At 73.5% G+C, this 22,583-nt stretch carries 15 protein-coding genes and 2 pseudogenes; 8 read left to right on the top strand and 9 right to left on the bottom strand.

Going from position 1 to position 22,583, the window contains the following annotated elements:
• Positions 1-7: 7 nt before the first annotated feature.
• The 3 genes from ABZY44_RS06470 to ABZY44_RS06480 are packed head-to-tail and all read right to left on the bottom strand — an operon-like array spanning position 8 to position 4,172.
• Positions 8-1,606, bottom strand: coding sequence for a carboxyl transferase domain-containing protein (locus ABZY44_RS06470; protein WP_356650511.1), 1,599 nt, complete (start codon positions 1,604-1,606; stop codon positions 8-10).
• Positions 1,603-3,372: an acyclic terpene utilization AtuA family protein gene (locus ABZY44_RS06475; RefSeq protein ID WP_356650513.1), complete on the bottom strand. Its 1,770-nt coding sequence runs from the start codon at positions 3,370-3,372 to the stop codon at positions 1,603-1,605. Before ABZY44_RS06475 ends, ABZY44_RS06470 begins: the two co-directional genes overlap by 4 nt.
• Complete coding sequence (locus tag ABZY44_RS06480) at positions 3,369-4,172, bottom strand: TIGR03084 family metal-binding protein (protein ID WP_356650515.1); 804 nt, start codon at positions 4,170-4,172, stop codon at positions 3,369-3,371. The genes ABZY44_RS06475 and ABZY44_RS06480 overlap by 4 nt, the downstream gene beginning before the upstream one ends.
• Positions 4,173-4,391: 219 nt before the next feature.
• Between ABZY44_RS06480 and ABZY44_RS06485 the strand changes: the two genes are divergently transcribed.
• From ABZY44_RS06485 to ABZY44_RS06495, 3 genes are all read left to right on the top strand, one after another.
• On the top strand, positions 4,392-5,081 hold the full coding sequence (locus ABZY44_RS06485; protein WP_356650517.1) for an HAD-IA family hydrolase: 690 nt from the start codon (positions 4,392-4,394) through the stop codon (positions 5,079-5,081).
• 204 nt (positions 5,082-5,285) lie between these two features.
• Positions 5,286-5,558 carry a hypothetical protein gene (locus ABZY44_RS06490; protein WP_356650519.1) on the top strand — a complete coding sequence of 91 codons (273 nt, stop codon included), beginning with the start codon at positions 5,286-5,288 and terminating at the stop codon, positions 5,556-5,558.
• A 32-nt stretch (positions 5,559-5,590) separates the two neighbouring features.
• Positions 5,591-5,809, top strand: coding sequence for a hypothetical protein (locus ABZY44_RS06495; RefSeq protein WP_356650521.1), 219 nt, complete (start codon positions 5,591-5,593; stop codon positions 5,807-5,809).
• A gap of 56 nt (positions 5,810-5,865) precedes the next feature.
• Here ABZY44_RS06495 and ABZY44_RS06500 read toward each other — a convergent pair whose 3' ends face one another.
• Complete coding sequence (locus ABZY44_RS06500; RefSeq protein WP_356650523.1) at positions 5,866-7,230, bottom strand: transposase; 1,365 nt, start codon at positions 7,228-7,230, stop codon at positions 5,866-5,868.
• 164 nt (positions 7,231-7,394) lie between these two features.
• Positions 7,395-7,804: pseudogene (gene tnpA, locus ABZY44_RS06505) on the bottom strand (IS200/IS605 family transposase).
• Between the two features lie 24 nt (positions 7,805-7,828).
• Here tnpA and ABZY44_RS06510 point away from each other — a divergent pair.
• A pseudogene (locus ABZY44_RS06510) lies at positions 7,829-9,108 on the top strand (transposase).
• A gap of 83 nt (positions 9,109-9,191) precedes the next feature.
• Positions 9,192-9,362, top strand: coding sequence for a hypothetical protein (locus ABZY44_RS06515; RefSeq protein ID WP_356650525.1), 171 nt, complete (start codon positions 9,192-9,194; stop codon positions 9,360-9,362).
• A gap of 61 nt (positions 9,363-9,423) precedes the next feature.
• On the opposite strand, the gene ABZY44_RS06520 is transcribed toward ABZY44_RS06515, so the two are convergent.
• Both ABZY44_RS06520 and ABZY44_RS06525 read right to left on the bottom strand, forming a co-directional pair.
• A complete protein-coding gene (locus tag ABZY44_RS06520) occupies positions 9,424-10,425 on the bottom strand; it encodes an EamA family transporter (RefSeq protein WP_356650527.1) in 1,002 nt (333 codons plus the stop codon).
• 47 nt (positions 10,426-10,472) lie between these two features.
• The gene (locus ABZY44_RS06525; protein ID WP_356650529.1) at positions 10,473-13,199 is read right to left on the bottom strand and encodes an FAD-binding and (Fe-S)-binding domain-containing protein; all 2,727 of its coding nucleotides are present in this window, start codon (positions 13,197-13,199) and stop codon (positions 10,473-10,475) included.
• Positions 13,200-13,283: 84 nt separating this feature from the next.
• Here ABZY44_RS06525 and serC point away from each other — a divergent pair, with 84 nt between their 5' ends.
• Positions 13,284-14,402, top strand: coding sequence for a phosphoserine transaminase (gene serC, locus ABZY44_RS06530; protein ID WP_356650531.1), 1,119 nt, complete (start codon positions 13,284-13,286; stop codon positions 14,400-14,402).
• Between the two features lie 214 nt (positions 14,403-14,616).
• Complete coding sequence (locus ABZY44_RS06535; RefSeq protein ID WP_356650533.1) at positions 14,617-17,751, top strand: molecular chaperone Hsp90; 3,135 nt, start codon at positions 14,617-14,619, stop codon at positions 17,749-17,751.
• Here ABZY44_RS06535 and ABZY44_RS06540 read toward each other — a convergent pair.
• The gene (locus ABZY44_RS06540; protein ID WP_356650535.1) at positions 17,710-18,747 is read right to left on the bottom strand and encodes a DUF5937 family protein; all 1,038 of its coding nucleotides are present in this window, start codon (positions 18,745-18,747) and stop codon (positions 17,710-17,712) included. The genes ABZY44_RS06535 and ABZY44_RS06540 overlap by 42 nt on opposite strands.
• A gap of 82 nt (positions 18,748-18,829) precedes the next feature.
• Here ABZY44_RS06540 and ABZY44_RS06545 point away from each other — a divergent pair, with 82 nt between their 5' ends.
• The gene (locus ABZY44_RS06545) at positions 18,830-20,014 is read left to right on the top strand and encodes an MFS transporter (RefSeq protein WP_356650537.1); all 1,185 of its coding nucleotides are present in this window, start codon (positions 18,830-18,832) and stop codon (positions 20,012-20,014) included.
• Between the two features lie 13 nt (positions 20,015-20,027).
• On the opposite strand, the gene ABZY44_RS06550 is transcribed toward ABZY44_RS06545, so the two are convergent.
• The gene (locus tag ABZY44_RS06550; protein ID WP_356650539.1) at positions 20,028-22,505 is read right to left on the bottom strand and encodes an HAD-IC family P-type ATPase; all 2,478 of its coding nucleotides are present in this window, start codon (positions 22,503-22,505) and stop codon (positions 20,028-20,030) included.
• Between the last annotated feature and the right edge of the window lie 78 nt (positions 22,506-22,583).

Consider the following 22,583-nt stretch of genomic DNA (forward strand, 5'->3'; position numbering starts at 1 on the left):
TGCGGGCTCACATCCGGAAGACGCCGAAGCCGCCACGGGCGCCCTCGACGGGGGCGTTGTGGACGGCCGACAGGCACAGGCCGAGGACGGTGCGGGTGTCGCGCGGGTCGATGACCCCGTCGTCGTACAGCCGCCCGGAGAGGAACATCGGCAGGGACTCGGACTCGATCTGCGCCTCCACGAAGGCGCGCATGCCGGCGTCGGCCTCGTCGTCGTACGCCTGGCCCTTCGCGGCGGCGGACTGGCGGGCCACGATGGAGAGCACCCCGGCGAGCTGGGCGGGCCCCATGACGGCGGACTTGGCGCTGGGCCAGGCGAAGAGGAAGCGGGGCTCGTAGGCGCGGCCGCACATGCCGTAGTGGCCGGCGCCGTAGCTGGCGCCGATGAGGACCGAGAGGTGCGGGACCTTCGAGTTCGACACCGCGTTGATCATCATCGAGCCGTGTTTGATGATGCCGCCCTGCTCGTACTCCTTGCCGACCATGTAGCCGGTGGTGTTGTGGAGGAAGAGCAGCGGGATGTCACGCTGGTTGGCGAGCTGGATGAACTGGGCGGCCTTCTGCGACTCCGCGCTGAACAGCACCCCTTGGGCGTTGGCGAGGATGCCGACCGGATAGCCGTGGAGGGTGGCCCAGCCGGTGACGAGGCTGGTGCCGTAGAGCGGCTTGAACTCGTCGAAGTCGGAGGCGTCGACGATGCGGGCGATGACCTCGCGGGGGTCGAAAGGGGTCTTGAGGTCGGCCGGGACGATGCCGAGGAGCTCCTCGGGGTCGTGCAGCGGTTCCTCGGCCGGCAGCGGATCGGGATGCGCCTTGCGGTGGTTGAGGCGGGCGACGACGCGGCGGGCCTGGCGGATGGCGTCGTGCTCGTCCAGGGCGTAGTAGTCGGCGAGTCCGGAGGTCCGGGCGTGCATGTCGGCTCCGCCGAGCGACTCGTCGTCGCTCTCCTCGCCGGTGGCCATCTTGACCAGCGGCGGACCGCCGAGGAACACCTTGGAACGGTCCTTGATCATGATGGTGTGGTCGGACATGCCGGGGACGTACGCGCCGCCGGCGGTGGAGTTGCCGAAGACGACGGCGACGGTGGGGATGCCCTCGGCCGAGAGCCGGGTGAGGTCCCGGAAGATGGCGCCGCCCGGGATGAAGATCTCCTTCTGGGAGGGCAGATCGGCGCCGCCGGACTCGACGAGGCTGATGCAGGGCAGCCGGTTCTGGCGGGCGATCTCGTTGGCCCGCAGGGCCTTCTTCAGCGTCCAGGGGTTGGAGGCGCCGCCGCGGACGGTGGGGTCGTTGGCCGTGACCAGGCATTCGACGCCCTCGACCGTGCCGATGCCAGTGACCATGCTGGCGCCGACGGGGTAGTCGCTGCCCCAGGCGGCGAGCGGGGACAGCTCGAGGAAGGGGGTGTCCGGGTCGAGCAGCAGCTCGATGCGCTCCCTCGCCAGGAGCTTGCCGCGGCCGCGGTGGCGGGCGGTGTACTTCTCGCCGCCGCCGAGGAGCGCCGCGGCGTGCGCGGAGCCGAGCTCGGCGAGGCGGTCCAGTGCGGCGGTACGGGCCTGCGCGTGCTCGGGGGCGAGCGGGTCGACGGCGGTCTTGAGGCGGGTCACGAAGTGCCCTCCGGGGTGGTCGGCTCGGGGAGCAGGTGGACGGGGACGTCGAGGTGGCGGGAGCGCAGCCACTCGCCCAGGGCCTTGGCCTGGGGGTCGAAGCGGTGGCCGGAGGCGACGCCGGCGCCGAGGATGCCGGTGACGGTGAAGTTGAGGGAGCGGAGGTTCGCCAGGACGTGGCGGGTCACTTCCAGGGGGGCGGTCTCGGGGAGCAGGGCCTTGAAGGCGTCCACGGTGAGGGTGGCGTGGAGCCAGTCCCAGGCCTCGTCGCTCTCGGCCCATACGCCGACGTTGGCGTCTCCGCCCTTGTCGCCGCTGCGGGCTCCCGCGACGGCCCCCAGGGGGGCCCGTCGGGTGGGGGTGGGCTCGGGGGCTGGGTCGGCGCCGAGCTCGCGGGCGGGGCCGGGGCCGGGGCCGGGCTCGCGGGCGGGGCCGGGGAACGCGGTGGGGCCTCCCGCCATGCCGCCCTCCACCGGTCGCGGGGGCTGCGTCCCGATCCCGTGGCGGGACCCGTCCGGCAGGACGGCCGTGTGGGGGACCGCGGCCGCCGGGATCAGGGACGAGGCGAAGGTGCCGTAGGGCTGGGCCGCGCCCGGCGGGGACGTGACGTGGAAGCCCGGGTAGCTGGCGAGCGCGAGCTCGATCGCCGCCGAGGTGAGGGCCCGGCCGACCCGGTCGGGGGACGGGTCCCGGACGACCAGCCGGAGCAGCGCGCTCGCCGTCTCCTCCGTGTCCGCGTCCTCGTGGTCCGTGCGGGAGAGCGTCCAGGCGACGGAGGCCACCGGGGACAGGAGCGGGGCCAACTGCTCCTTGACCAAGGCCGCCTTCGCCTCGATGTCCAGGCCCGTGAGGACGAAGACCACCTCGTTGCGCCAGCCCCCGATCCGGGTGACCCCCACCTTGAGGGTCCCGGGCGGGGCCTCTCCCCGGACGCCGGAGACCGCCACCCGGTCCGGACCGGCGTCCGCCAGCCGGACCGTGTCCAGGCGGGCCGTCACGTCGGGGCCGAGGTAGCGGACGCCCTGGGTCTCGTAGAGGAGCTGGGCCGTGACCGTACCGACCGAGACGACCCCGCCCGTGCCCGGGTGCTTAGTGATGACCGAGGAGCCGTCCGCCGAGACCTCCGCGAGCGGAAAGCCCGGCCGGGAGACGTCGTGCCGGGTGAAGAAGGCGTAGTTGCCGCCGGTCGCCTGCGTCCCGCATTCCAGGACGTGGCCCGCCACCACCGCTCCCGCCAGCCGGTCGTGGTCGTCCGGATGCCAGTCGAACCACCAGGCCGCCGCCCCGCTCACCAGCGCCGCGTCCGTGACCCGGCCGGTGACCACCACGTCCGCGCCCGCCCGCAGGCAGGCGGTGATGCCCGCGCCGCCGAGATAGGCGTTCGCGGTGAGCGCGCCCTCGCCGTACGGCATCAGGTCGTCGCCCTCGACGTGGGCGACCGCGATCGGGAGGGACAGCTTCGCGGCCAGCGCCCGGACCGCGTCGGCCAGCCCCGTCGGGTTCAGGCCGCCCGCGTTCGCGACGATCCGTACGCCGCGTTCGTGCGCGAGGCCGAGGCTCTCCTCCAGCTGGCGCAGGAAGGTCTTGGCGTAGCCGAGCTCGGGGGACTTCAGGCGGTCGCGGCCGAGGATCAGCATGGTCAGCTCGGCCAGGTAGTCCCCGGTGACCACGTCCAGCGGGCCGCCGGTCAGCATCTCCCGGAGCGCGTCGAAGCGGTCCCCGTAGAAGCCCGACGCGTTGCCGATCCGCAGCGGGCGCCGGGTCATCGGGCGGCTCCCGGCTCGCGGCCGGGACCGGCCGGGCCCGCGAAGGCCTGGGCGATGCCGAGCCAGTGGTCGGCGTCGGGGCCGGTGGCCGTCAGGGCCAGATCGGCGCGGTGGGCCCGCTGGGTCACCAGCAGGCAGAAGTCGAGCGCCGGGCCCGTGATGCGCTGCTGCGCGTCCTCGGGGCCGTACGTCCACACCTCCGTGGAGGTCCCCGGAGCCGTCAGCTCCACCCGGAACTCCGCCGCGGGCGCCGTCAGCCCCCGCACCGCGTACGCGTAGTCGCGCGCCCGCACCCCGATCCGCGCGACGTGCCGCAGCCGCGTCGTCGGTACGCGGCGCACGCCGAGGGCGTCGGCCACGTCCTGGCCGTGGGCCCACGTCTCCATCAGGCGGGCGCTCGCCATCGACGCGGCCTTCATCGGCGGCCCGTACCAGGGGAACCTGGCCTCGGGCGAGGCCGCCGCGAGCGCCGCGTCGAGGTCGGCGCGGCCGGCCCGCCAGCGGGCCAGCAGTTCGGCGGGTGGCAGCGCGGCCCCCTCCTCGGCGCCGGCGTCCACGAAGGAGTCCGGGGCCTTCAGGGCCTCCTCGACCAGGCCCGCGAAGGCGTCGGCGTCGGTCAGGGAGAGCAGCGAGGCCCGGTCGGTCCAGTGCAGGTGGGCGATCTGGTGGGCGATGCTCCAGCCGGGCGCGGGCGTGGGCCTCGCCCAGGCGGTGCCGGGCAACTCGCCCACGAGGGCGTCCAGTTCCCGGCCCTCCTCGCGGAGATCGGTGAAGACGGCGACAGCGGACGGATCGGGCACGGGTGCGCTCCCCTTCTCGGCGTGGGGGGAAGCCTGGCAGCCCGCGAGAAAACAATCAAGCATGCTTGCATTTATTTTCGGACGGACGCCGGCACGCGCGGGATCCGCACCGATCTCCGCCAACTGGAGCCGCACAGACCGATCTTGAGGAGGGGATCCCGCTCCGCGCCGCCGGGGGGGGGCTTGCGGGCGGCCGCCCGCGGGGCGAGGATCGACGCCATGATCAAGGGCGTGATGTTCGACTTCTCCGGCACCCTCTTCCGCGTCGAACCCACCGAGGACTGGCTGCGCGCGGTGGTGGCGGAGACCGGGGTCGACATGGCCGAGGACGAACTCCTGGAATGCGCGGCACGACTGGAGGAGGCCGGCGCCCTGCCCGGCGGGGCGAGTCCCCGGCAGCTGCCGCCCCACCTGGCCGCGCCGTGGCGGGAGCGTGATCTGGGCGCCGAGCAGCACCGCGCCGTCTACACGGCCCTCGCCCGCGAGGCCGCCCTGCCCTCGCCGGAGCTGGCGGACGCGCTGTACGACCGCCACCTCACTGCGGCGGCCTGGCGGCCCTACCCCGACACCGCACGCACGCTCACCGCGCTGCGCGAGCGGGGCGTCCCGGTCGCCGTCGTCAGCAACATCGGCTGGGACCTGCGCCCGGTCTTCGCCGCCCACGGCGTCGGCCACCTCGTCGACGCCTACCTGCTGTCCTTCGAGCACGGGGTCCAGAAACCGGATCCGGGGCTCTTCGAGGCCGCCTGCGAGGCGCTCGGACTGGCGCCCGCCGACGTCCTCATGGTCGGCGACGACCGCGTCGCGGACGCGGGGGCCGCCGCCCTCGGATGCCCGGTCCGGTTCGTCGACCACCTTCCGGCCGACCGGCGGCCGGACGGGCTGGCCCCGGTGCTCGAGCTCCTCTGAGGGACGGCCCGCAGCGCCCGGAGCTCGGCGCGGCGGCCGCCGTCGCGGCCGGATGCGGGGGCCAGGCGGCCAGGTGCGGGGGCCGGTCCGCCGAGGCTGCGCCCGAGGCGGCCGGGGACGCGGCCGGGCCGGGAAGCGAAACGGTCGCAGAAGGAGTCGACCGAGGCCTTCCCTCCGCCCGCGGCGGCCTGGGATGCTCCGCGCATGACGCCTCCTCGGATGTACTTCGCCGCAGCCGCGCTGAGCACCATCGCGCTGGGCGTGACCGTGGCGAGCGGCTGGGGCCAGGACTTCCCGGACGGGGAATCCGCGGGTTCGGGTTCCGGCCCGGGTGCCGGTTCGGGTGCCGGCGCCGGCATCGGCCCCTCGCCCTGGGTCTCGCCCTCGGAGCGGCCGGCGGAATCGGTCCGTGTCGAGGCGAACGTCCAGCACGCGGACGTGACACCGCGGACGGACGGCGACATCGTCTGGAACTGAGCTTCCAGCTCGGGGTGTCCAGGGAAGACCTGGTGGCGTCGCGGCCGACGGCCGCGACGATGCGCGCCGTCACCGACTCCCTCGGGCTGATCGCCGACGCGGGCGGCCACGAGGACGCGGACCTAAGGCTGCTGACCGTGCCGCGGTTCTGGGGCGAGGTCCTGGTGTCCGTCGAGTACGGACGGCTCTGGGAGCGGATGGGGCCGTCGTTCACGCGCGGGGGCCGCAACCGTTCGCGCTTCTACCTCTGATCTTGGCCAGTGCTCCGCCCTTCAGGACTCTGCTGAGGAAGGCGTGATTCGGGTCGTCAGGCCGCGAGCATCAGGGCTTCGAGGCGGGAGGTGCGGGTGCCGCCGAGTGGGGTGCCGGTCAGCCATCGGTCGATGCGGATGAGGTTGAGTGCGGTGGCGGTGAAGACGTGGCCCAGGCGGGTCGTGGGCAGATCGCGGTAGCGGGTGCGGCGGAGTGCGGTGACGCGTACGGCCTGGGAGATCGTGCCTTCGACCCCCGCCCGGATTGCGTAGCGGGCTTTCCACTCGTCAGTGTCCTGGACTCGGCGGACGGCTTCGAGGGCTTCGTGGCGTTCGCGGGGCAGGAAGGTGATGCCTCTGCCCCGGCGCCCGGACGGTGGCTTGGTGCACAGGGCCTGCTTCGGGCAGGGGCGGCAGTGTTCGGCGGAGAAGAACACCTTGAGCACGGGGGTGCCGTTGCGGTGGTGTTTCTGTTCCCACCACTCGAAGCTGTGGTGCCCTGTCGAGCAGACGGCGCTCTCATCCTCCCAGTTGCCGGTCCAGCCCGAGCCGCGCTTGATCCCGTAACGGGCATCGGTGTCATAGGGCGAGCACAACCGGTGATGAACCGGCGGGAGGTCCTTGCCCTCCCGCCAGCGCACCCCCTTCTCGTCGCGGTGATACTGCTGGACCCAGGAGACCCGCAGGACCTGCACCGCCTCGATCTCGCGCAGCCAGCCCGGAGCCTCAGGAGCGTGGACTGCTTCCAGCAGGAAGAACCCGTCTCGTCCAACCTGCTGGGACCACTGTTCACGGACCTCTCCACCCTTGGGGAAGCGGTAGTCGTCCACGCGTGGCCCATAGCGCTCGGCCCACTCGGGTGTGTTCAGGCCGGACAGCCAGGTCGGGGCCGCGACCGCCAGCGCCTCCAGCGCGGCCCGCAGTGTCTCGCCGACGAATTCCATCCGGTTCAGCGTCCGCACCGCCGCCAGCACGTGCGTGGAATCGGTCCGCTGTCGGCCACCGGCCTTGAGCAGGCCCAGCCCGCGCAAGCGTTCCAGCACCCCCTCCAGCGTCGTCTGTTCCACTCCGTGCTCAATGAGACGGGAACGGAACAGGCTCAGCACAGAGGCATCGAACCCGGGATCATCCAGCTCCAGGCCGAGGAGCAACTTCCAGTCCATCCGGGCCCGCACCTGGTCAGCGGCCTGCCGATCGGTCAGCCCCTCCGCATACTGCAACACCGATACCAACGCCCACGCCCCCGGCGAGACAGCCGGACGGCCCCGGACGGCAAACGCCCCGGCGAACGCCTCGTCCTCAAACAGCGGGCCCAACGCCTCCCGGATCCGCACCGCCAGCGTCCCCTTGGGAAAGGCCGCCCGCACCACCCGGGCCGTCAGCTCAGGCACCCCCTGATCCACCCGCGGTTCCAGCGACATCCTCTCGGCCCTCCCGACCACGACCACAGCGACCATGGAGGACCAACGACCCAGCCCTGCTCGAATCACGCCTTCCTCAGCAGAGTCCTTCAGGGCGGGGGTGAGGGCCATCCTTGGCCCGGAGGCGCGGAGCGCCGGAGTGCTCTGCGCCTGTGGGGTGACGGTCAGAGGGGGCGCTGCTGGTTTTCGATGTACTGCTTGACGGCGGTCAGGGGTGCGCCGCCGCATGATCCGGCGAAGTAGGAGCCGGACCGGAAGTGTCCGCCCCACAGGTACCGGCGGACGTGGGTGTCGTACTCCTGACGCCCTTGAGGGAGTTGACCAGCTTGGAGAGCTGGACTTTCGGCGGGTAGTGCACGAGCAGGTGTACGTGGTCCTGTTCGCCGTTGAACTGTTTCAGCTCGGCCTCGAAGTCGGCGCAGACCTCCCGCATGATCTCTTCGGTGCGGGTCGGCATGGCATCGGTGAACGCCTTCCGCCTGTACTTGGTGACGAAAACCAAGTGAACGTGCAGGTTGCAGACAACATGGCGACCGGTTCTGACATTCGGATGAGGGTTCCAGCGCGGTGACATAAACCAATGCTAGATTTCTCGATTGTGAGTCAAGACACCCTGGTCAAGCGGCAGTTCGGGCATCGTGCCCGGCTTTCGCTGTCGCCTGCCGGGGTGTTGAAGGCTGATGGTCAGGCGCACGCGGCCCGCACCCTGTGGAACCTGCTGCACGCGTGGTGGCGGATGATGCCGAAGGAAAAACGGACGCTGGGACACGCGGATGCCGCGATCCGGCAGGCCCGCGAGGACATCGACTTTCTCGCTGTCCTTCCCGCGCAGGCTGCGCAAGCGGTACTGAAAACGTACTTCCAGGCGTGGAAGAACTGCTGGGACGGCCGTGCCGACGCCCCGAACTTCAAGGGCCGGTTCCGCACCGCCATGTCTGTGGACGTCCCGCAGGGCCGGGACCTGAACATCGTCCGCGTCCACCGCCGCTGGGGCATGGCCAATTTGCCGAAGATCGGCCGGGTCCGCTTCCGGCGGACCAAAGACCTCCCGGTCGGCAAACGTGCCAACGTGGAGAACCGGATTACCGGGGCGCGGCTGGTCAAGGACGCGCTCGGCTGGCACATCGCCTTCCGCGTCCAGACCTTGGAGATCCGGCCCGGGCCCCACCCTGGCCCGGAGGTCGGCATCGACGTGGGCGTCAGGTGCCCGTCGCCCTCTCCGACGGTGAGACGTACGAGCACGACGAGTGGCTGACCGAGAGGGAGAAGTCCAAGCTCCTGAAACTGGAGCAGCGTGCCGCGCGGCGCAAGGCACACCGCAAGCCCGGCGAGCGCACCAGCCGTCGGCTGCACCACACCTACGACCAGATCGCAGGACTCCGCGCGAAAGCCAAGCGCAGGGCCCTGGACTGGCAGCATCAGACGACCACCACCATCGCCCGCACCTACGGCACCGTCGTGGTCGAAGCACTCACCATCACCAACATGGTCAAGTCCGCCAGGGGGACCGTGGACCAGCCGGGCAGCAACGTCGCCCAGAAGTCCGGACTGAACCGGGCGATCAGCGGGGAGGCGTGGGGCCGGACGGTCACCATGCTGACGTACAAGACCGCCCGGCACGGCGGCACCCTGCACAAGGTCCCGGCCCCCCATACTTCCCGGCGATGCTCCGCCTGCGGCTTCATCACCCCCGGGAGCCGGGAGTCCCAGGCCGTGTTCGTGTGCAAGAACCCGGACTGCGGCTGGTCGGGCAACGCCGACTGGAACGCGGCCCGCAACGTCTTGCACCTGTACCGGATGGGCCACGCGCTCATCCCGGCTGCCGGGAGGGCAGTCGTCAGGCGCGCCAAGCGCGTCAAGCCCGCTACCGCAAGGTAAGCAGGAATCTCCCGGCTTCAACCGGGAGAGCACTTCAACACCCGCACCTCGTCCACGACGCGAAGACGCACTCCCTCGCGACGGTGTCCCTGCTGTCCGGCACCCACTCCGACCGGCTGGCCACGCGCGTGATCGAACTCCTCGCCAGCGAGGGGACGACGGACCGCTTCAAGGAGACGGAGGAGCGCACGCTCCAGCTCAAGACGGGCTTCTACGACCAGTTCCTGCCCGCCCTGGACCGCGTGGCGACCTGACCCCGGCTCCCGCGGACCCCGGCTCCCCCGGCCCGGCCCCGCGCCGGGGCCGCTCGCCGGATCAGGCCGACGTACCGTTACCGCGCGGCCGGGCACGGCGCGTCTGGGAGCGGACCGCGCCCATGCTCGCCGCGATGACCAGCGCGATGGCCGCCGCGTCCAGCGCCGACAGCGCCTGGTTCAGTACGAGGAAGCCCGCGGTCGCCGCGATCGCCGGCTCCAGGCTCATCAGGATCGCGAACGTCGGCGCCGGCAGCCGGCGCAGGGCCAGCAGTTCCAGCGTGTAGGGCAGGACCGAGGACAGGACCGCGACGCCCAGGCCGAGGGCCAGGGTGCTGGGCAGGAGGAGCGCCGAGCCCGCCTCGATCACGCCGAGCGGCAGCGAGAGCACGGCCGCCACGCCCATCGCCAGCGCCAGCCCGTCCGCCTGCGGGAACCGCCGGCCGGTCCGCGCGCTGAACACGATGTACGCCGCCCACATGACGCCGGCGCCGAGCGCGTACGCCGCGCCCAGCGGGTCGAGTCCGCCGAAGCCGCCTCCGCCGTGGGTGGAGAGCAGGACCACGCCGGCCAGGGCCAGCCCGGCCCACAGCAGGTTCATCAGGCGGCGGGACACGACGACGGACAGCACCAGCGGACCCAGCACCTCCAGCGTGACGGCGGGGCCGAGCGGGATGCGGTCGATGGCCTGGTAGAAGAGCCCGTTCATGCCCGCCAGGGTCACGCCGAACCACATCACCGTGGTCCAGTCGGCGCGGGAGTACCCGCGCACCTTGGGCCGGCACAGGAGCAGCAGCACGAGCGCGGCCGCGGCGAGCCGCAGGGTGACCACGCCCGCCGCGCCCGCCCTCGGCATGATCATGACGGCCAGGGCCGCACCGAACTGCACCGAGACGCCGGCCGTCACCACCAGCGCGACGGGTCCGAACCGGGCCCGCGGCGAGCCGTCCACGGGCGGGAGCCCGGGGGCGTCCGCCGGAGGACTGGATCCGGCGGTGGACGGGCTCGGGCCGGGGGCGGAGGTGGGGCGGGTCGGGGAGGCGGGTGAGGTAGGTACGGGCATTTATCCAGATTAGGGGGTCCGTAAGGACCGTGCTTGCGTGTTTTGCCTTACATCGGGGTGGGTGGCGTCTCGGGCAGGGCTTCCGCCAGCACCTCCGCCAGGTGGCGGCCCCGGCCGCCCGAGAGCTGGGCGATCTGGGTCCGGCAGGAGAACCCGTCCGCCAGGACCTCGGTCCCGGGGACGGCGGCGCGCAGCGACGGCAGCAGTTGTTCCTCGGCGCAGGCCACGGAGACCGCGTGGTGGCCCGGCTCGAAGCCGAAGTTCCCCGCCAGGCCGCAGCAGCCGCCGCTGAGGTCGCCGGTGAGGCCGGCGCGCTCGCGGAGCCGTCGGTCGGCGGCGTCGCCGAGGACGGCGTGCTGGTGGCAGTGCGTCTGCCCGGCGACCGGCCGGTCCAGGCGGGGCGGCTGCCAGTGCGGGGCGTACTCCTCGAGGGTCTCGGCGAAGGTCCGGACGGCGGCGGCGAGGCGGTGCGCGCGGGGGTCCTCCGGGAGGAGGACGGGAAGGTCGGTGCGCAGCGCCGCCGCGCAGCTCGGTTCGAGGACGGTGACGGGTCCCCGCGGGTCGCCCACGGCGTCGAGGGTGCGACGCAGGACCGTGCGGGCGCGGTCCAGGCGGCCGGTGGAGACGTACGTCAGGCCGCAGCAGACGGGGCCCGCGGGCGGGGCGGGGTCCAGGCCGGCGGCGCGCAGGACCCGCACCGCCGCCCTTCCGGCCTCGGGGGCCAGGTACTGCGTGAAGGTGTCCGGCCACAGCGTGACGCCCGGGCCCCGCCCGGGCCCGGCGGCGCGGCCCCACCACCGGCTGAAGGGTTCGACCGCGAGCGCGGGCAGCGGCCTGGCCCGCTCCAGGCCCGGGATGCGCAGGAAGCGGGACACCCGGTTCGCCGCGCGGGCCAGCCGCAGCGCGGCGATCACCCGCAGCCATGCCGGCAGCCCGCCCAGCGCGTAGTGGGCGAACGGCCGCAGCCGCCCGGACCAGTGCCGGTGGAGGAACTCCGCCTTGTACGAGGCCATGTCCACGCCCACCGGGCAGTCGCTGAGACAGCCCTTGCAGCCCAGGCACAGATCGAGCGCCTCGGCGACCTCCGCCGAGCGCCAGCCGTCCGTCACGACCTCTCCGGCGAGCATCTCGTGCAGCAGCCGGGCCCGTCCCCGCGTGGAGTGCCGCTCCTCCCCCGTGACCCGGTACGACGGGCACATCACCCCCGGGCCCCCGGCGTCCTCCGACCGGCACTTGGCGACCCCGACGCAGCGCGCGACCTCCTGCGCGAAGGGCGAGGCCGGAAGGACGGCGAAGCGGAGGTGCTCGTCCAGGCGGGCCGGGCGGACGAGCATGCCCGGGTTCATGCCGCCCGACGGGTCCCAGATCCCCTTGTAGGCCTCGAAGAGGGAGATGACCGCGGGCTCGTACATGCGCGGCAGCAGCTCCGCCCGCGCCTGTCCGTCCCCGTGCTCCCCCGACAGGGAACCGCCGTGCGCGACCACCAGATCGGCCAATTCGCCGGAGAAGGCGCGGAAGCGCGCCACGCCCGGCGCGCTCACCAGGTCGAAGTCGATGCGCACGTGCACGCAGCCCTCGCCGAAGTGGCCGTACGGGGACCCCCGCAGCCCGTGCCGCGCCAGCAGCGCGCGGAATTCCCGCAGGTAGGCGCCGAGCCGGGCGGGCGGGACCGCGCAGTCCTCCCACCCCGGCCAGGCCATGCCGCCTCCCGGCATCCGGGTGGCCGTGCCCGCCGCGTCCTCGCGGATCCGCCACAGCGCCCGCTGCCCCGCGGGGTCGGTGACCAGCAGGCCGTCCACCGCGTCCGCGGCTCGTACGAGGGACCGCGCGGCCCCCTCGTCCCGCATCTCCACGAACAGCCAGGCGCCGCCGCGGGGCAGCCGGCCGGCCGCCGGTCCCACCAGGTCGGCGGCCATGCCCTCCACCGTGAGGGGCCCGTACGGCAGCAGCCCCGCAGCCGCGTCGGCCGCCGCGCTCTCGTCGGCGTACCCGAGCACCGCGAGCACCGGCGCGCGCGGGGCCTCGACCAGGCGCACCACCGCCCGGGTGACCACGCCGAGGGTGCCCTCGGCGCCGCAGAACGCGCGGGCCGTCTGGACGCCCCGCTCGGGCAGCAGCGCGTCCAGCCCGCCGTAGCCCGAGATCCGGCGGGAGAAGCCGCCGGCCATGCCGGTGCGCAGGACCGCCAGGTTCCCCTCGACCAGCTCCCGCAGGCCCGCGGGAGCGCCCGCCCAGCCGGTGGAGAGGCGGTGCTCGGTGCCCCCGTACGCCGTCACCGCGAGCTCCGCCACGTTGTCGGCGGTGGTGCCCCAGGCCACGGAATGGGCCCCGCACGCGTTGTTGCCGATCATCCCGCCGAGCGTGCAGCGGGAGTGCGTGGAGGGGTCCGGTCCGAACGTCAGCCCGTGCGGGCGCGCCGCGTCCCGGAGCCGGTCGAGGACCAGGCCGGGCTGGACCACGGCGGTGCGGGCGGCCGGGTCCAGGGACACGAGGGAGTCCATGTGGCGGGTCAGGTCCAGGACCACGCCGGTGCCGGTGGCCTGTCCGGCGATGGAGGTGCCGCCGCCGCGCGGGACGACCGGTACGCCCGCCTCGGCGCACACGGCGAGCGCGGCGGCCACGTCGGCCGCGTCGTACGGGGCGACCACGCCGACCGGGACGCGGCGGTAGTTCGAGGCGTCCATGGTGGTCAGGGCCCGTGCGGCGGCGCCGAAGTCGACCTCGCCGCGCAGGTTCGCCCGCAATGTCCGTTCGAGTTCTCCGGGTGCCGTCACACCGACACCCTCCCACCGCTCCCCCGCGTCTCATCCGGTGGACGCGCCTCCAAGGCGTGGACCCGGAACCGATACGCTCCGCCTGTGGCCGAGATCCAGATTCCCGCTGACATCAAGCCCGCCGACGGACGCTTCGGCGCGGGCCCCTCCAAGGTGCGGACCGAGGCGCTGGACGCCCTCGCCGCCACCGGTACCTCCCTGCTCGGAACCTCACACCGCCAGGCCCCGGTCAAGAACCTGGTCGGCTCGGTGCGCCAGGGCCTCCGGGACCTCTTCTCCCTCCCCGAGGGCTACGAGGTGATCCTGGGCAACGGCGGCTCCACCGCCTTCTGGGACATCGCGACCGCCGGTCTCATCGAGCGCAAGTCGCAGCACCTCACCTTCGGCGAGTTCTCCTCCAAGTTCGCCTCGGCCGCGAAGTCCGCGCCGTGGCTGGACGCGCCGTCCGTGATCTCCTCGGAGCCGGGTACCCACCCGGATCCGGTGGCGGAGGCGGGCGTGGACGTCTACGCGTACACCCACAACGAGACCTCGACGGGTGTCGCGGCGCCGGTCAAGCGCGTCACGGGTGCCGACGAAGGGGCGCTCGTTCTGGTGGACGCGACCTCGGGCGCGGGCGGTCTGCCGGTGGACATCACCGAGACCGACGTCTACTACTTCGCCCCGCAGAAGTCCTTCGCCTCCGACGGCGGTCTGTGGCTGGCGGCGTTCTCCCCGGCGGCCCTGGAGCGCGCGGCCCGCGTGCACGCCTCCGGCCGGCACATCCCGGAGTTCTTCTCGCTGCCGACGGCGATCGACAACTCGCTGAAGAACCAGACGTACAACACCCCGGCGCTGTCCACCCTCTTCCTGCTGAACGAGCAGCTGGAGTGGATGAACGGCCAGGGCGGCCTGGAGTTCACGACGGGCCGTACGTCGGCCAGCGCGGCCCACCTGTACGGCTGGGCGGAGGCGTCGAAGTACGCCACCCCGTTCGTCGCGGACGCCGCCAAGCGCTCGGCCGTCATCGGCACGATCGACTTCTCCGACGACATCGACGCGGCCGCGGTCGCCAAGGTGCTGCGCGCCAACGGCATCGTGGACACCGAGCCCTACCGCAAGCTCGGCCGCAACCAGCTCCGCATCGCGATGTTCCCGGCGGTCGACCCGGCGGACGTGCAGGCGCTGACCGCGTGCATCGACTTCGTCATCGAGAAGCTCTGACCGACGGCTGACCCACACGCTCCGAAGCCCCTGGTGACGTCACCGGGGGCTTCGCCGTTCCTCCGCCCCGGCCGGGCCCGGCCCCCGCACCCCACGCGCCCGGACCGTGAGACGCGGACCGGCCCGTGGGGGCGGCCCGGCCCGCACGCGATACCTTCATGACCCCCGCATTCGGCATTCGGCGAGCGCGGTACGGCAGCTTGGAGGCAACGGCGTGAGCGTGCGAGTAACGGCGGCCCAGGGTGGCATCGACCCCTTCGGCACGGCCCGGCTGCGGCGCGGGGTGCTCGACGCCTGGGGGGCGGGCCCGGCCCGCTTCCGCGAGGACGCCAACGCCGAGGAGGACCTGGCGCTCGGCGGCTACCGCGACCGGCTCGTCGTCGAGCTCGCGCAGAACGCCGCCGACGCGGCCGCCCGCGCCGGCGTCCCCGGCCGGCTGCGGCTCACCCTGCACGCCGGCGAAGCCGGGGAGCACGCGCTGCTCGCCGTCGCCAACACCGGCGCCCCGCTGGACGCCACGGGCGTGGAGTCGCTCTCCACCCTGCGCGCCTCCGCCAAGCGCGACCACGACTCCGGCAGCGTCGGCCGCTTCGGCGTCGGCTTCGCCGCCGTCCTGGCCGTCTGCGACGAGCCCGCCGTCCTCGGCCGCCACGGCGGGGTCCGCTGGTCCCTGGCCGAGGCCAGGGAACTGGCTCGCGGCGCCGCCGTCGGCAGCCCCGGACTCGGCGACGAACTGCGCCGCCGCGACGGCCATGTCCCGCTGCTGCGCCTCCCGTTGCCCGCGGAGGGCACCGCCCCCGACGCGTACGACACCGTCGTGGTCCTCCCGCTGCGCGACGCCGCCGCCGAGGACCTGGTCGAGCGGCTGCTCGCCGCCGTCGACGACGCCCTCCTGCTGACCCTGCCCGGACTGGCCGAGGTCGTCGTCGACACGCCCGCCGGAGGCGTACGGACGCTGACGCGCCACACCGAAGGCCCGTACACCGTCATCGCGGACTCCGCCTCGGACACCAAGCGCTGGCGCACCGTCCGCCACAGCGGACCCATCGAGAAGGCGCTCCTCGCCGACCGCCCCGTCGAGGAACGGCTGCGGCCCGCCTGGGCGGTGTCCTGGTCCGTGCCCGTCGACGCCGAGGGCGCCCCCGTCCGGCCCGCCACCGCGGGCGTGGTGCACGCCCCGACCCCGACCGACGAGCCCCTCGGCATCCCGGCGCTGCTCATCGCGACCCTGCCGCTGGATACCGCCCGCCGGCACCCCGCGCCGGGACCGCTGACCGACTTCCTGGTGGAGCGCGCGGCGGACGCCTACGCCGAACTGCTCGGCTCCTGGGACCCGGTGAGCACCGCGCTCGTGGACCTCGTACCCGGACAGCTCGGCAAGGGCGAACTCGACGGGGCCCTGCGCGGCGCCATCCTCACGCGCCTGCCCCGGACGGCCTTCCTCGCCCCCGCCGCCCCGCCCGAGGAGCCCGCACAGGGCGAACCCGAAGAACGCGCCGCCCTGCGCCCGTTCGAGGCCGAGGTGGTCGAGGGCGCGGGCGCCGACACCGTACGGGTCCTCGCGGAGGTGCTGCCGACCCTGCTCCCGGCCGGGCTGGAGCGCCGCCCCGAGCTGCGCACCCTGGGCGTGGGCCGGCTGCCGCTGGGCGAGGCCATCGAGCGGATCGCGGGCATCGAACGCACCCCCGACTGGTGGCACCGCCTCTACGACAGCCTCGCCGGCGTCGACCCGGACCGGCTCTCCGGCCTGCCGGTGCCGCTGGCCGACGGACGCACCGCCATCGGCCCCCGGCACATCATGCTCCCCGGCCCGGACACCCCGCAGGACCTGGCCCGGCTCGGCCTGAAGGTGGCCCACCCGGACGCGGTGCACCCGCTGCTGGAGAAGCTCGGCGCGCTCCCCGCGACCGCCCGCGCCGTCCTGACCACCCCGCAGGTGCGGGCGGCCGTCGCGGCCTCCCTGGACGCCGGGGAGATCTGGGACGAGGACGCCCTCGATCCCGACGAACTGGCCGACATCGTCCTCGGACTGGTGCGGGGCGCCGAGCTCTCGCCCGGCGACGAACCGTGGCTGGGCGCGCTCGCCCTGCCCGACGAGGACGGCGAGCCGACCCCGGCCGGCGAACTGCTGCTGCCCGGTTCCCCGCTCGCCTCCGTCATCCGCGAGGACGAGATCCCGTACGTGGACGCCGAACTGGTGGCCCGCTGGGACGCGCGGACCCTCACGGCCGTCGGTGTCCTCGCCGAATTCCAGCTGGTCCGCGCCACCGACGTGGTCCTGGACCCGGACGAACTCGAACCCCGTGACGGCGACTTCGCCGAACCCGACGACGCCGGCCTGCTCGACGCGGTCGACGTGTGGTGCGAGGACGTGCTGGACCAGCTCCCCGACACCCCCGTCCCGCCGGTGGCCACCGAGCTGATCGCCGTACGGGACCTCGACCTGGTCGACGACGACTGCTGGCCGCAAGCCCTGGCCATGCTCGCCCGGCCCCCGCTGCGCGACGCCCTGACCCAGCCCGTGCGGATCCTGCTCCCGGACGGGACCACCCGCTCCGTGCGCCCGTACACCGCCTGGTGGCTGCGCGACCACCCGGTCCTCGACGGCCGCCGCCCGGCCGGCCTGCGCGCGGCGGGCGGCGATCCGCTGCTGGCGGGCCTCTACACCCCGGCGGACGCCACCGGCTTCGAGGACGAGCAGGTCCTGCGGGCACTCGGCGTACGCACCACCGTGCCCGCCCTGCTGGACGAACCCGGCGGCGCGGCCGAGCTCCTGGGCCGGCTCGCCGACCCGGAGCGGGAGGTCGGCGGCCGCCAACTGCACGCCCTGTACGGGGCACTGGCAGACCTGGACCCCGAGCAGGTCACCCTGCCCGACGAGCTGCGCGCGGTGATCGACGGCGAGGTGGTCGTGGTGGACGCGGCGGACGCGGTGATCGCGGACGCTCCCGACCTGCTCCCCCTGACGGCGGGACTCCCGCTCCTGCCCGTGGCCCCCTCCCGGGCCGCCGAGCTGGCCGAGCTGTTCCAGGTCCGCCGGCTCTCCGAGACGGTCCCGGCTGAGGTCACCACGGAGGGCGAGGAGCACGAGGTCCCCGAATCCGTCCTCCAGCTCCTCGGCCCCGCCACCCCGCTCCGCTACCTGGAGCACGGGGAACTGCTCGCGGGCGGCACCGAGCTCGACTGGCGTCGCACCCCCGACGGCACTCTGCACGCCTCCACCCTCGAGGGTGTGGCCGCGGCCCTCGCCTGGTCGGCGGGCCAGTGGCCGCGCCGCTTCGAGGTGGCGGCCCTGCTGGAGGACCCGTCACGTACGGCGGAACTGGCCCGGGACCGCTGGTTCGACTGAGGGAAGGTCTCCGGCGCCCGCCGGCGTCAGCAGCGCGTCCGCGATGGCCGTGCGGGCGTACAGGACCGAGCGGCCGGCGCGGTGGCCGGTGACCAGGCCGGCGTCGCGCAGCGCCGTGAGGTGCTGGGAGACCGCGGCGGCGGACAGGCCCGTGTGGAGGGCCAGTTGCGTGGTGGAGGCCGGGGTGTCCAGCTCGGCGAGGAGCAGGGTCCGGGAGCGGCCCAGTACGGCGGCGACCGCGTCGGAGGCCTTGGTGGTCCGGGGCTCCCACAGGGTTCCGATGCCCCGGGCGGGATAGGCCAGTTGCGGCGGCTCGGGGGCCACGGACCGGGTCAGCACGCGGGGCCAGGCGAAGGCCGAGGGCACGAGCAGCAGTCCGGAACCGGCCTCGGCGCGGGTCAGAGAGCACTGCCGGCGGACCATGTGCAGGGTTCCGGCGTCCCAGCTGACGCTGGAGTGGAGTTCGTTCAGTACGTGCGCGGAGCCGTGCTCGGCGACCTGCCGGGCACGGTGGAACACGTCCGCCTCGAGGACCTGGCTGATGCGCGGCCAGTAGGGCGCGAGCGCGAGCTCCCAGTACGTCTCGATCTCGGCGGTGACCTTCTCCAGCACGGCTTCGGGCTCCTCGTGGAGCACCCGCAGCCGCGGCGAGGGCGAGGACTTGAGCGCCAGGGTGCCGAGATCGGAGCGCACCTGCTCCGGGCTGCTGCGCCGGATCGCCGCCAGCTCGGCGGGGAGCTGCGGGAACGGCCCGGCGGGGGTCGGGTTGAGGAAGTCCGCGAGGTAGCCGTGGCCCGGGATCAGGGCGGCGAGCCAGCCCCGGTGCAGGCCCGCGCGCAGCAGCCGGGGCCGCACCTGCGCGGCCCAGCGGCGGTGCAGCGGCGGATCGGCCTCGTCCTTCAGCAGCCGGAAGCTGGTGACGACCTCCCACATCGGCGACACCGCGAAGCGCGTCTGCGCCAGGTCCGCGGCGGAGAACGTGAGTCCCGACTCCATCTGCCCTCCCCTGTATGCCCATTGGATTCGGCCTGAGCTTAATCAATACGGACCACGGGTGGCCAGAGCGCAGGCTGCCCGCATGTTCTCCTCCTTCCGCGGTCTCCCGCCCACCGTGTGGACCCTCTTCGCCGGCACGGTCGTCAACCGGCTCGGGCACCTCGTCACCCCCTTCCTGGTCTTCCTGATGGCCGACCGGGGCATCACCGGATCCGACATCTCCTTCGTCCTGGGCGCCCTGGGCGCCGGAAACCTGCTCGGCCCGGCGCTCGGCGGGCTGCTCGCCGACCGGATCGGACGCCGCCCGACCATGCTGATCGGGCTCCTCGGCTCCGCCGTCGCCCAGGGAGCGCTGTTCCTGGCCCCCGGCGTGTGGACGATGGCCGCGGCGGCCCTGCTGCTCAGCGCGGCCGGGGCGACCGTCCAGCCCGCCGCCTACGCGCTGATGGCCGACGCGGTGGACACCGGCTGGCGCCGGCCCGCGTACGCGCTGTTCGGCTGGGGCGTCAACATCGGCACGGCCGTCGCCGGAGTGCTCGGCGGCTTCCTGGCCGCGCGGGGGTACTGGCTGCTCTTCGCCGTCGACGCCGGGACGGCCCTCGTCTACGCGGCCGTGGTCGCGACCCGGCTGCGCGAGCCCGCCCGCACCGTGCCGCCCGAGGGCGTGCGCCTGGGCTACGGGATCGTCCTGCGGGACCGGCTGCTGCTCGCCCTGCTCCCGCTGCTCGGGATCCAGCTGTTCGTGTACTCGCTGACCGAGGTCGCCCTGCCGCTGGCCGTCCGCGACAGCGGGTTCTCGCCGGCCGTGTACGGGTCCCTCGCGGCGGTCAACGCCGTGCTGGTGGTGGCGCTCCAGCCGTTCGTGACGGCGCGGCTCGCGGGACTGCCGCAGCTGCCGGTGCAGGCGGCCGGCAGCGCGCTGATCGCCGCCGGGGTGGCGCTGACCGGGCTCGCGGACTCCGTCACCGGGTACGCGGTCTCGGTGGTCGTCTGGTCGGCCGGCGAGGTGGCCGTGGCCGGTATCGCGGCCTCCGTGGTGGCCGACCTGGCCCCCGCCGATGCCCGCGGCCGCTACCAGGGCGCCTTCGCCTGGACCTGGGGCGTCGCCCGCTTCGCCGCCCTCACCCTGGGCGTCGCCCTCTACACCGGCCTGGGGGCGAGCACGCTGTGGTGGGGCGCCCTCGTCGCCGGCCTGCTCGCCGCGGCCGCCGTCCTGGCGCTGCGCACCCGTGTCGCGGCCCGTACGGAGCACGCGCTGGCGGCCTGACGGCCGGCGGCTCCTACACCGGGAACTTGCGGCCCACCCAGCGGAAGGTGAACTCGATCAGCACGGCCGCGGCGGCGGCGATGCCCACGGCGGTCCACGGCATCACCGCGCCCACCAGCTTGAGCTGGAAGAAGTCCTGCAGCCAGGGCACGACCAGGACGATCAGGAAGGCCCCGCCCATCGCGCCGACCAGGCCGACCCGCCACCACGTGTACGGGCGGGCGATGATCGCCAGCACCCACATGGAGGTCAGGAACAGCGTGAGCGTCGCCGCGCTGGTCTCGGCCTGGAGGGCGTCCGGGCCGGTGTAGTGGTGCCGGGCGACCAGGTACGTCACGAAGGTGGCGACGGCGGCGATCACACCGCCCGGGATCGCGTACCGCATCACCCGTTTCACGAAGTGGGGCCTGGCCCGCTCCTTGTTCGGGGCCAGGGCCAGGAAGAAGGCCGGGATGCCGATGGTCAGCGTGGACAGCAGCGTCAGGTGGCGCGGCAGGAACGGGTACTCGACCTGGGAGCAGACCACCAGGACGGCCAGCAGCACCGAGTAGACCGTCTTCGTGAGGAAGAGGGTGGCGACGCGGGTGATGTTGCCGATGACGCGGCGGCCCTCGGCGACCACCGAGGGGAGGGTGGAGAAGCTGTTGTTCAGCAGCACGATCTGGGCCACGGCGCGGGTGGCCTCCGAGCCCGAGCCCATGCTCACCCCGATGTCGGCGTCCTTGAGCGCGAGCACGTCGTTGACCCCGTCGCCCGTCATCGCGACCGTGTGGCCCCCTGACTGGAGGGCGGCGACCATGTCCCGCTTCTGCTGCGGCGTGACGCGGCCGAAGACGGAGTTCTCGTCGAGGACCTTGGCCATGGCGGCCTGATCGGTGGGGAGCGAGCGGGCGTCGACGGTGTTCTGCGCGCCCGGCAGCCCGAGCTTGCCGGCGACCGCGCCGACCGAGACCGCGTTGTCGCCGGAGATGACCTTCGCCTTGACGTCCTGGTCCGCGAAGTAGCGCAGCGTGTCGGCGGCGTCGGGGCGCAGCCGCTGCTCCAGGACGATCAGGGCGGTCGGCCTGACGCCGGCGGCCACGGCCGCGTCGTCGAGTTCGCGCACCGCCCGGCCCAGCAGGAGGACCCGAAGGCCCCGCTCGTTGAGTTCGTCGATCTCCTCCAGGGCCGGGTCCCCGGCCGGGAGCAGCACGTCGGGGGCGCCGAGCAGCCAGGTGTTGTTCTCGCCGTCGCCCTCGCTGAAGCTGGCGCCGCTGTACTTGCGGGCGGAGGAGAAGGGCAGCGATTCGGTGCAGCGCCATTCCGCGCTGTCGGGGTAGGCGTCGATGATCGCCTGGAGGCTGGCGTTGGGCCGGGGGTCGGATTCGCCGAGGGCGCCGAGCACCTTCTCGACGTACGCGGCGTCCGCGCCGCCGAGCGGCCGGCACTCGGTGACGTCCATGCCGCCCTCGGTGAGGGTGCCGGTCTTGTCGAGGCAGACGATGTCGACGCGGGCGAGGCCCTCGATGGCGGGCAGCTCCTGGACCAGGCACTGCTTGCGGCCCAGCCGGATGACTCCGATGGCGAAGGCGACGGAGGTGAGGAGGACGAGGCCTTCGGGGATCATCGGGACGATGCCGCCGACGGTCCGGGCGACGGCGTCCTTGACGTTGTTGTCCTTGACGATCAGCTGGCTGACGATGAGGCCGATGGAGGTCGGGATCATCATCCACGTGACGTACTTGAGGATGGTGGAGATGCCGGAGCGCAGCTCGGACTGGACGAGCGTGAACCGGGAGGCCTCTTCGGCCAGCTGGGCGGCGTAGGCCTCGCGGCCGACCTTGGTGGCGGTGAAGGCGCCGCCGCCCGCGACGACGAACGAACCGGACATGACCGGGTCGCCGGGCTTCTTCAGGACGGGGTCGGCCTCGCCGGTCAGGAGGGACTCGTCGATCTCCAGGCCGTCGGCCTCGCCGACGGCGCCGTCGACGACGACCTTGTCGCCGGGACCGAGTTCGATGACGTCGTCGAGGACGATCTCCGAGGTGGAGATCTCGGCGGCCCTGCCGTCGCGGCGGACGCTGGGTCTGGCCTCGCCGATGACGGCGAGGCCGTCGAGGGTCTTCTTGGCCCGCATCTCCTGGATGATGCCGATGCCGGTGTTCGCGATGATCACGAATCCGAAGAGGCTGTCCTGGATCGGCGCGACGAGGAGCATGATCGCCCAGAGCACGCCGATGATCGCGTTGAACCGGGTGAAGACGTTGCCGCGGACGATCTCGGTGGTGGAGCGGCTGCTGCGGACGGGGACATCGTTGACGTCGCCGCGCGCGACGCGCTCGGCGACCTCGGCGGTGGTCAGCCCGGCGGGCCTGAACCGACGTGCCGGCGGTTTGACCGGGTGGACGGGATCGAGCTCGGCGCCCGCGTCGATGGCGGTCCCGGCGGTCACGCCGCCGCCACCGGGGCCCGGCTCCGGTCCCTCTGCTTCGATCCTCGCCCGCTGCGTCATGCTTTCGACGGTAAAGGGCGATTCAACCGTTCACCCGCCGAGGGGCCCGAAGATCCGACTTCGGGATGAGCCGGATCC

The sequence above is a fragment of the Streptomyces sp. NPDC006544 genome (assembly GCF_040611715.1).
GTDB lineage: Bacteria > Actinomycetota > Actinomycetes > Streptomycetales > Streptomycetaceae > Streptomyces.

Bases quoted from the DNA above. Each gene is read 5' to 3' on its own strand.
- ABZY44_RS06475 (WP_356650513.1), bottom strand. From the start codon at position 3,372: ATGACCCGGCGCCCGCTGCGGATCGGCAACGCGTCGGGCTTCTACGGG.
- ABZY44_RS06485 (WP_356650517.1), top strand. From the start codon at position 4,392: ATGATCAAGGGCGTGATGTTCGACTTCTCCGGCACCCTCTTCCGCGTC.
- ABZY44_RS06490 (WP_356650519.1), top strand. From the start codon at position 5,286: ATGACGCCTCCTCGGATGTACTTCGCCGCAGCCGCGCTGAGCACCATC.
- ABZY44_RS06500 (WP_356650523.1), bottom strand. From the start codon at position 7,230: ATGTCGCTGGAACCGCGGGTGGATCAGGGGGTGCCTGAGCTGACGGCC.
- ABZY44_RS06520 (WP_356650527.1), bottom strand. From the start codon at position 10,425: ATGCCCGTACCTACCTCACCCGCCTCCCCGACCCGCCCCACCTCCGCC.
- ABZY44_RS06540 (WP_356650535.1), bottom strand. From the start codon at position 18,747: ATGGAGTCGGGACTCACGTTCTCCGCCGCGGACCTGGCGCAGACGCGC.
- ABZY44_RS06545 (WP_356650537.1), top strand. From the start codon at position 18,830: ATGTTCTCCTCCTTCCGCGGTCTCCCGCCCACCGTGTGGACCCTCTTC.
- ABZY44_RS06550 (WP_356650539.1), bottom strand. From the start codon at position 22,505: ATGACGCAGCGGGCGAGGATCGAAGCAGAGGGACCGGAGCCGGGCCCC.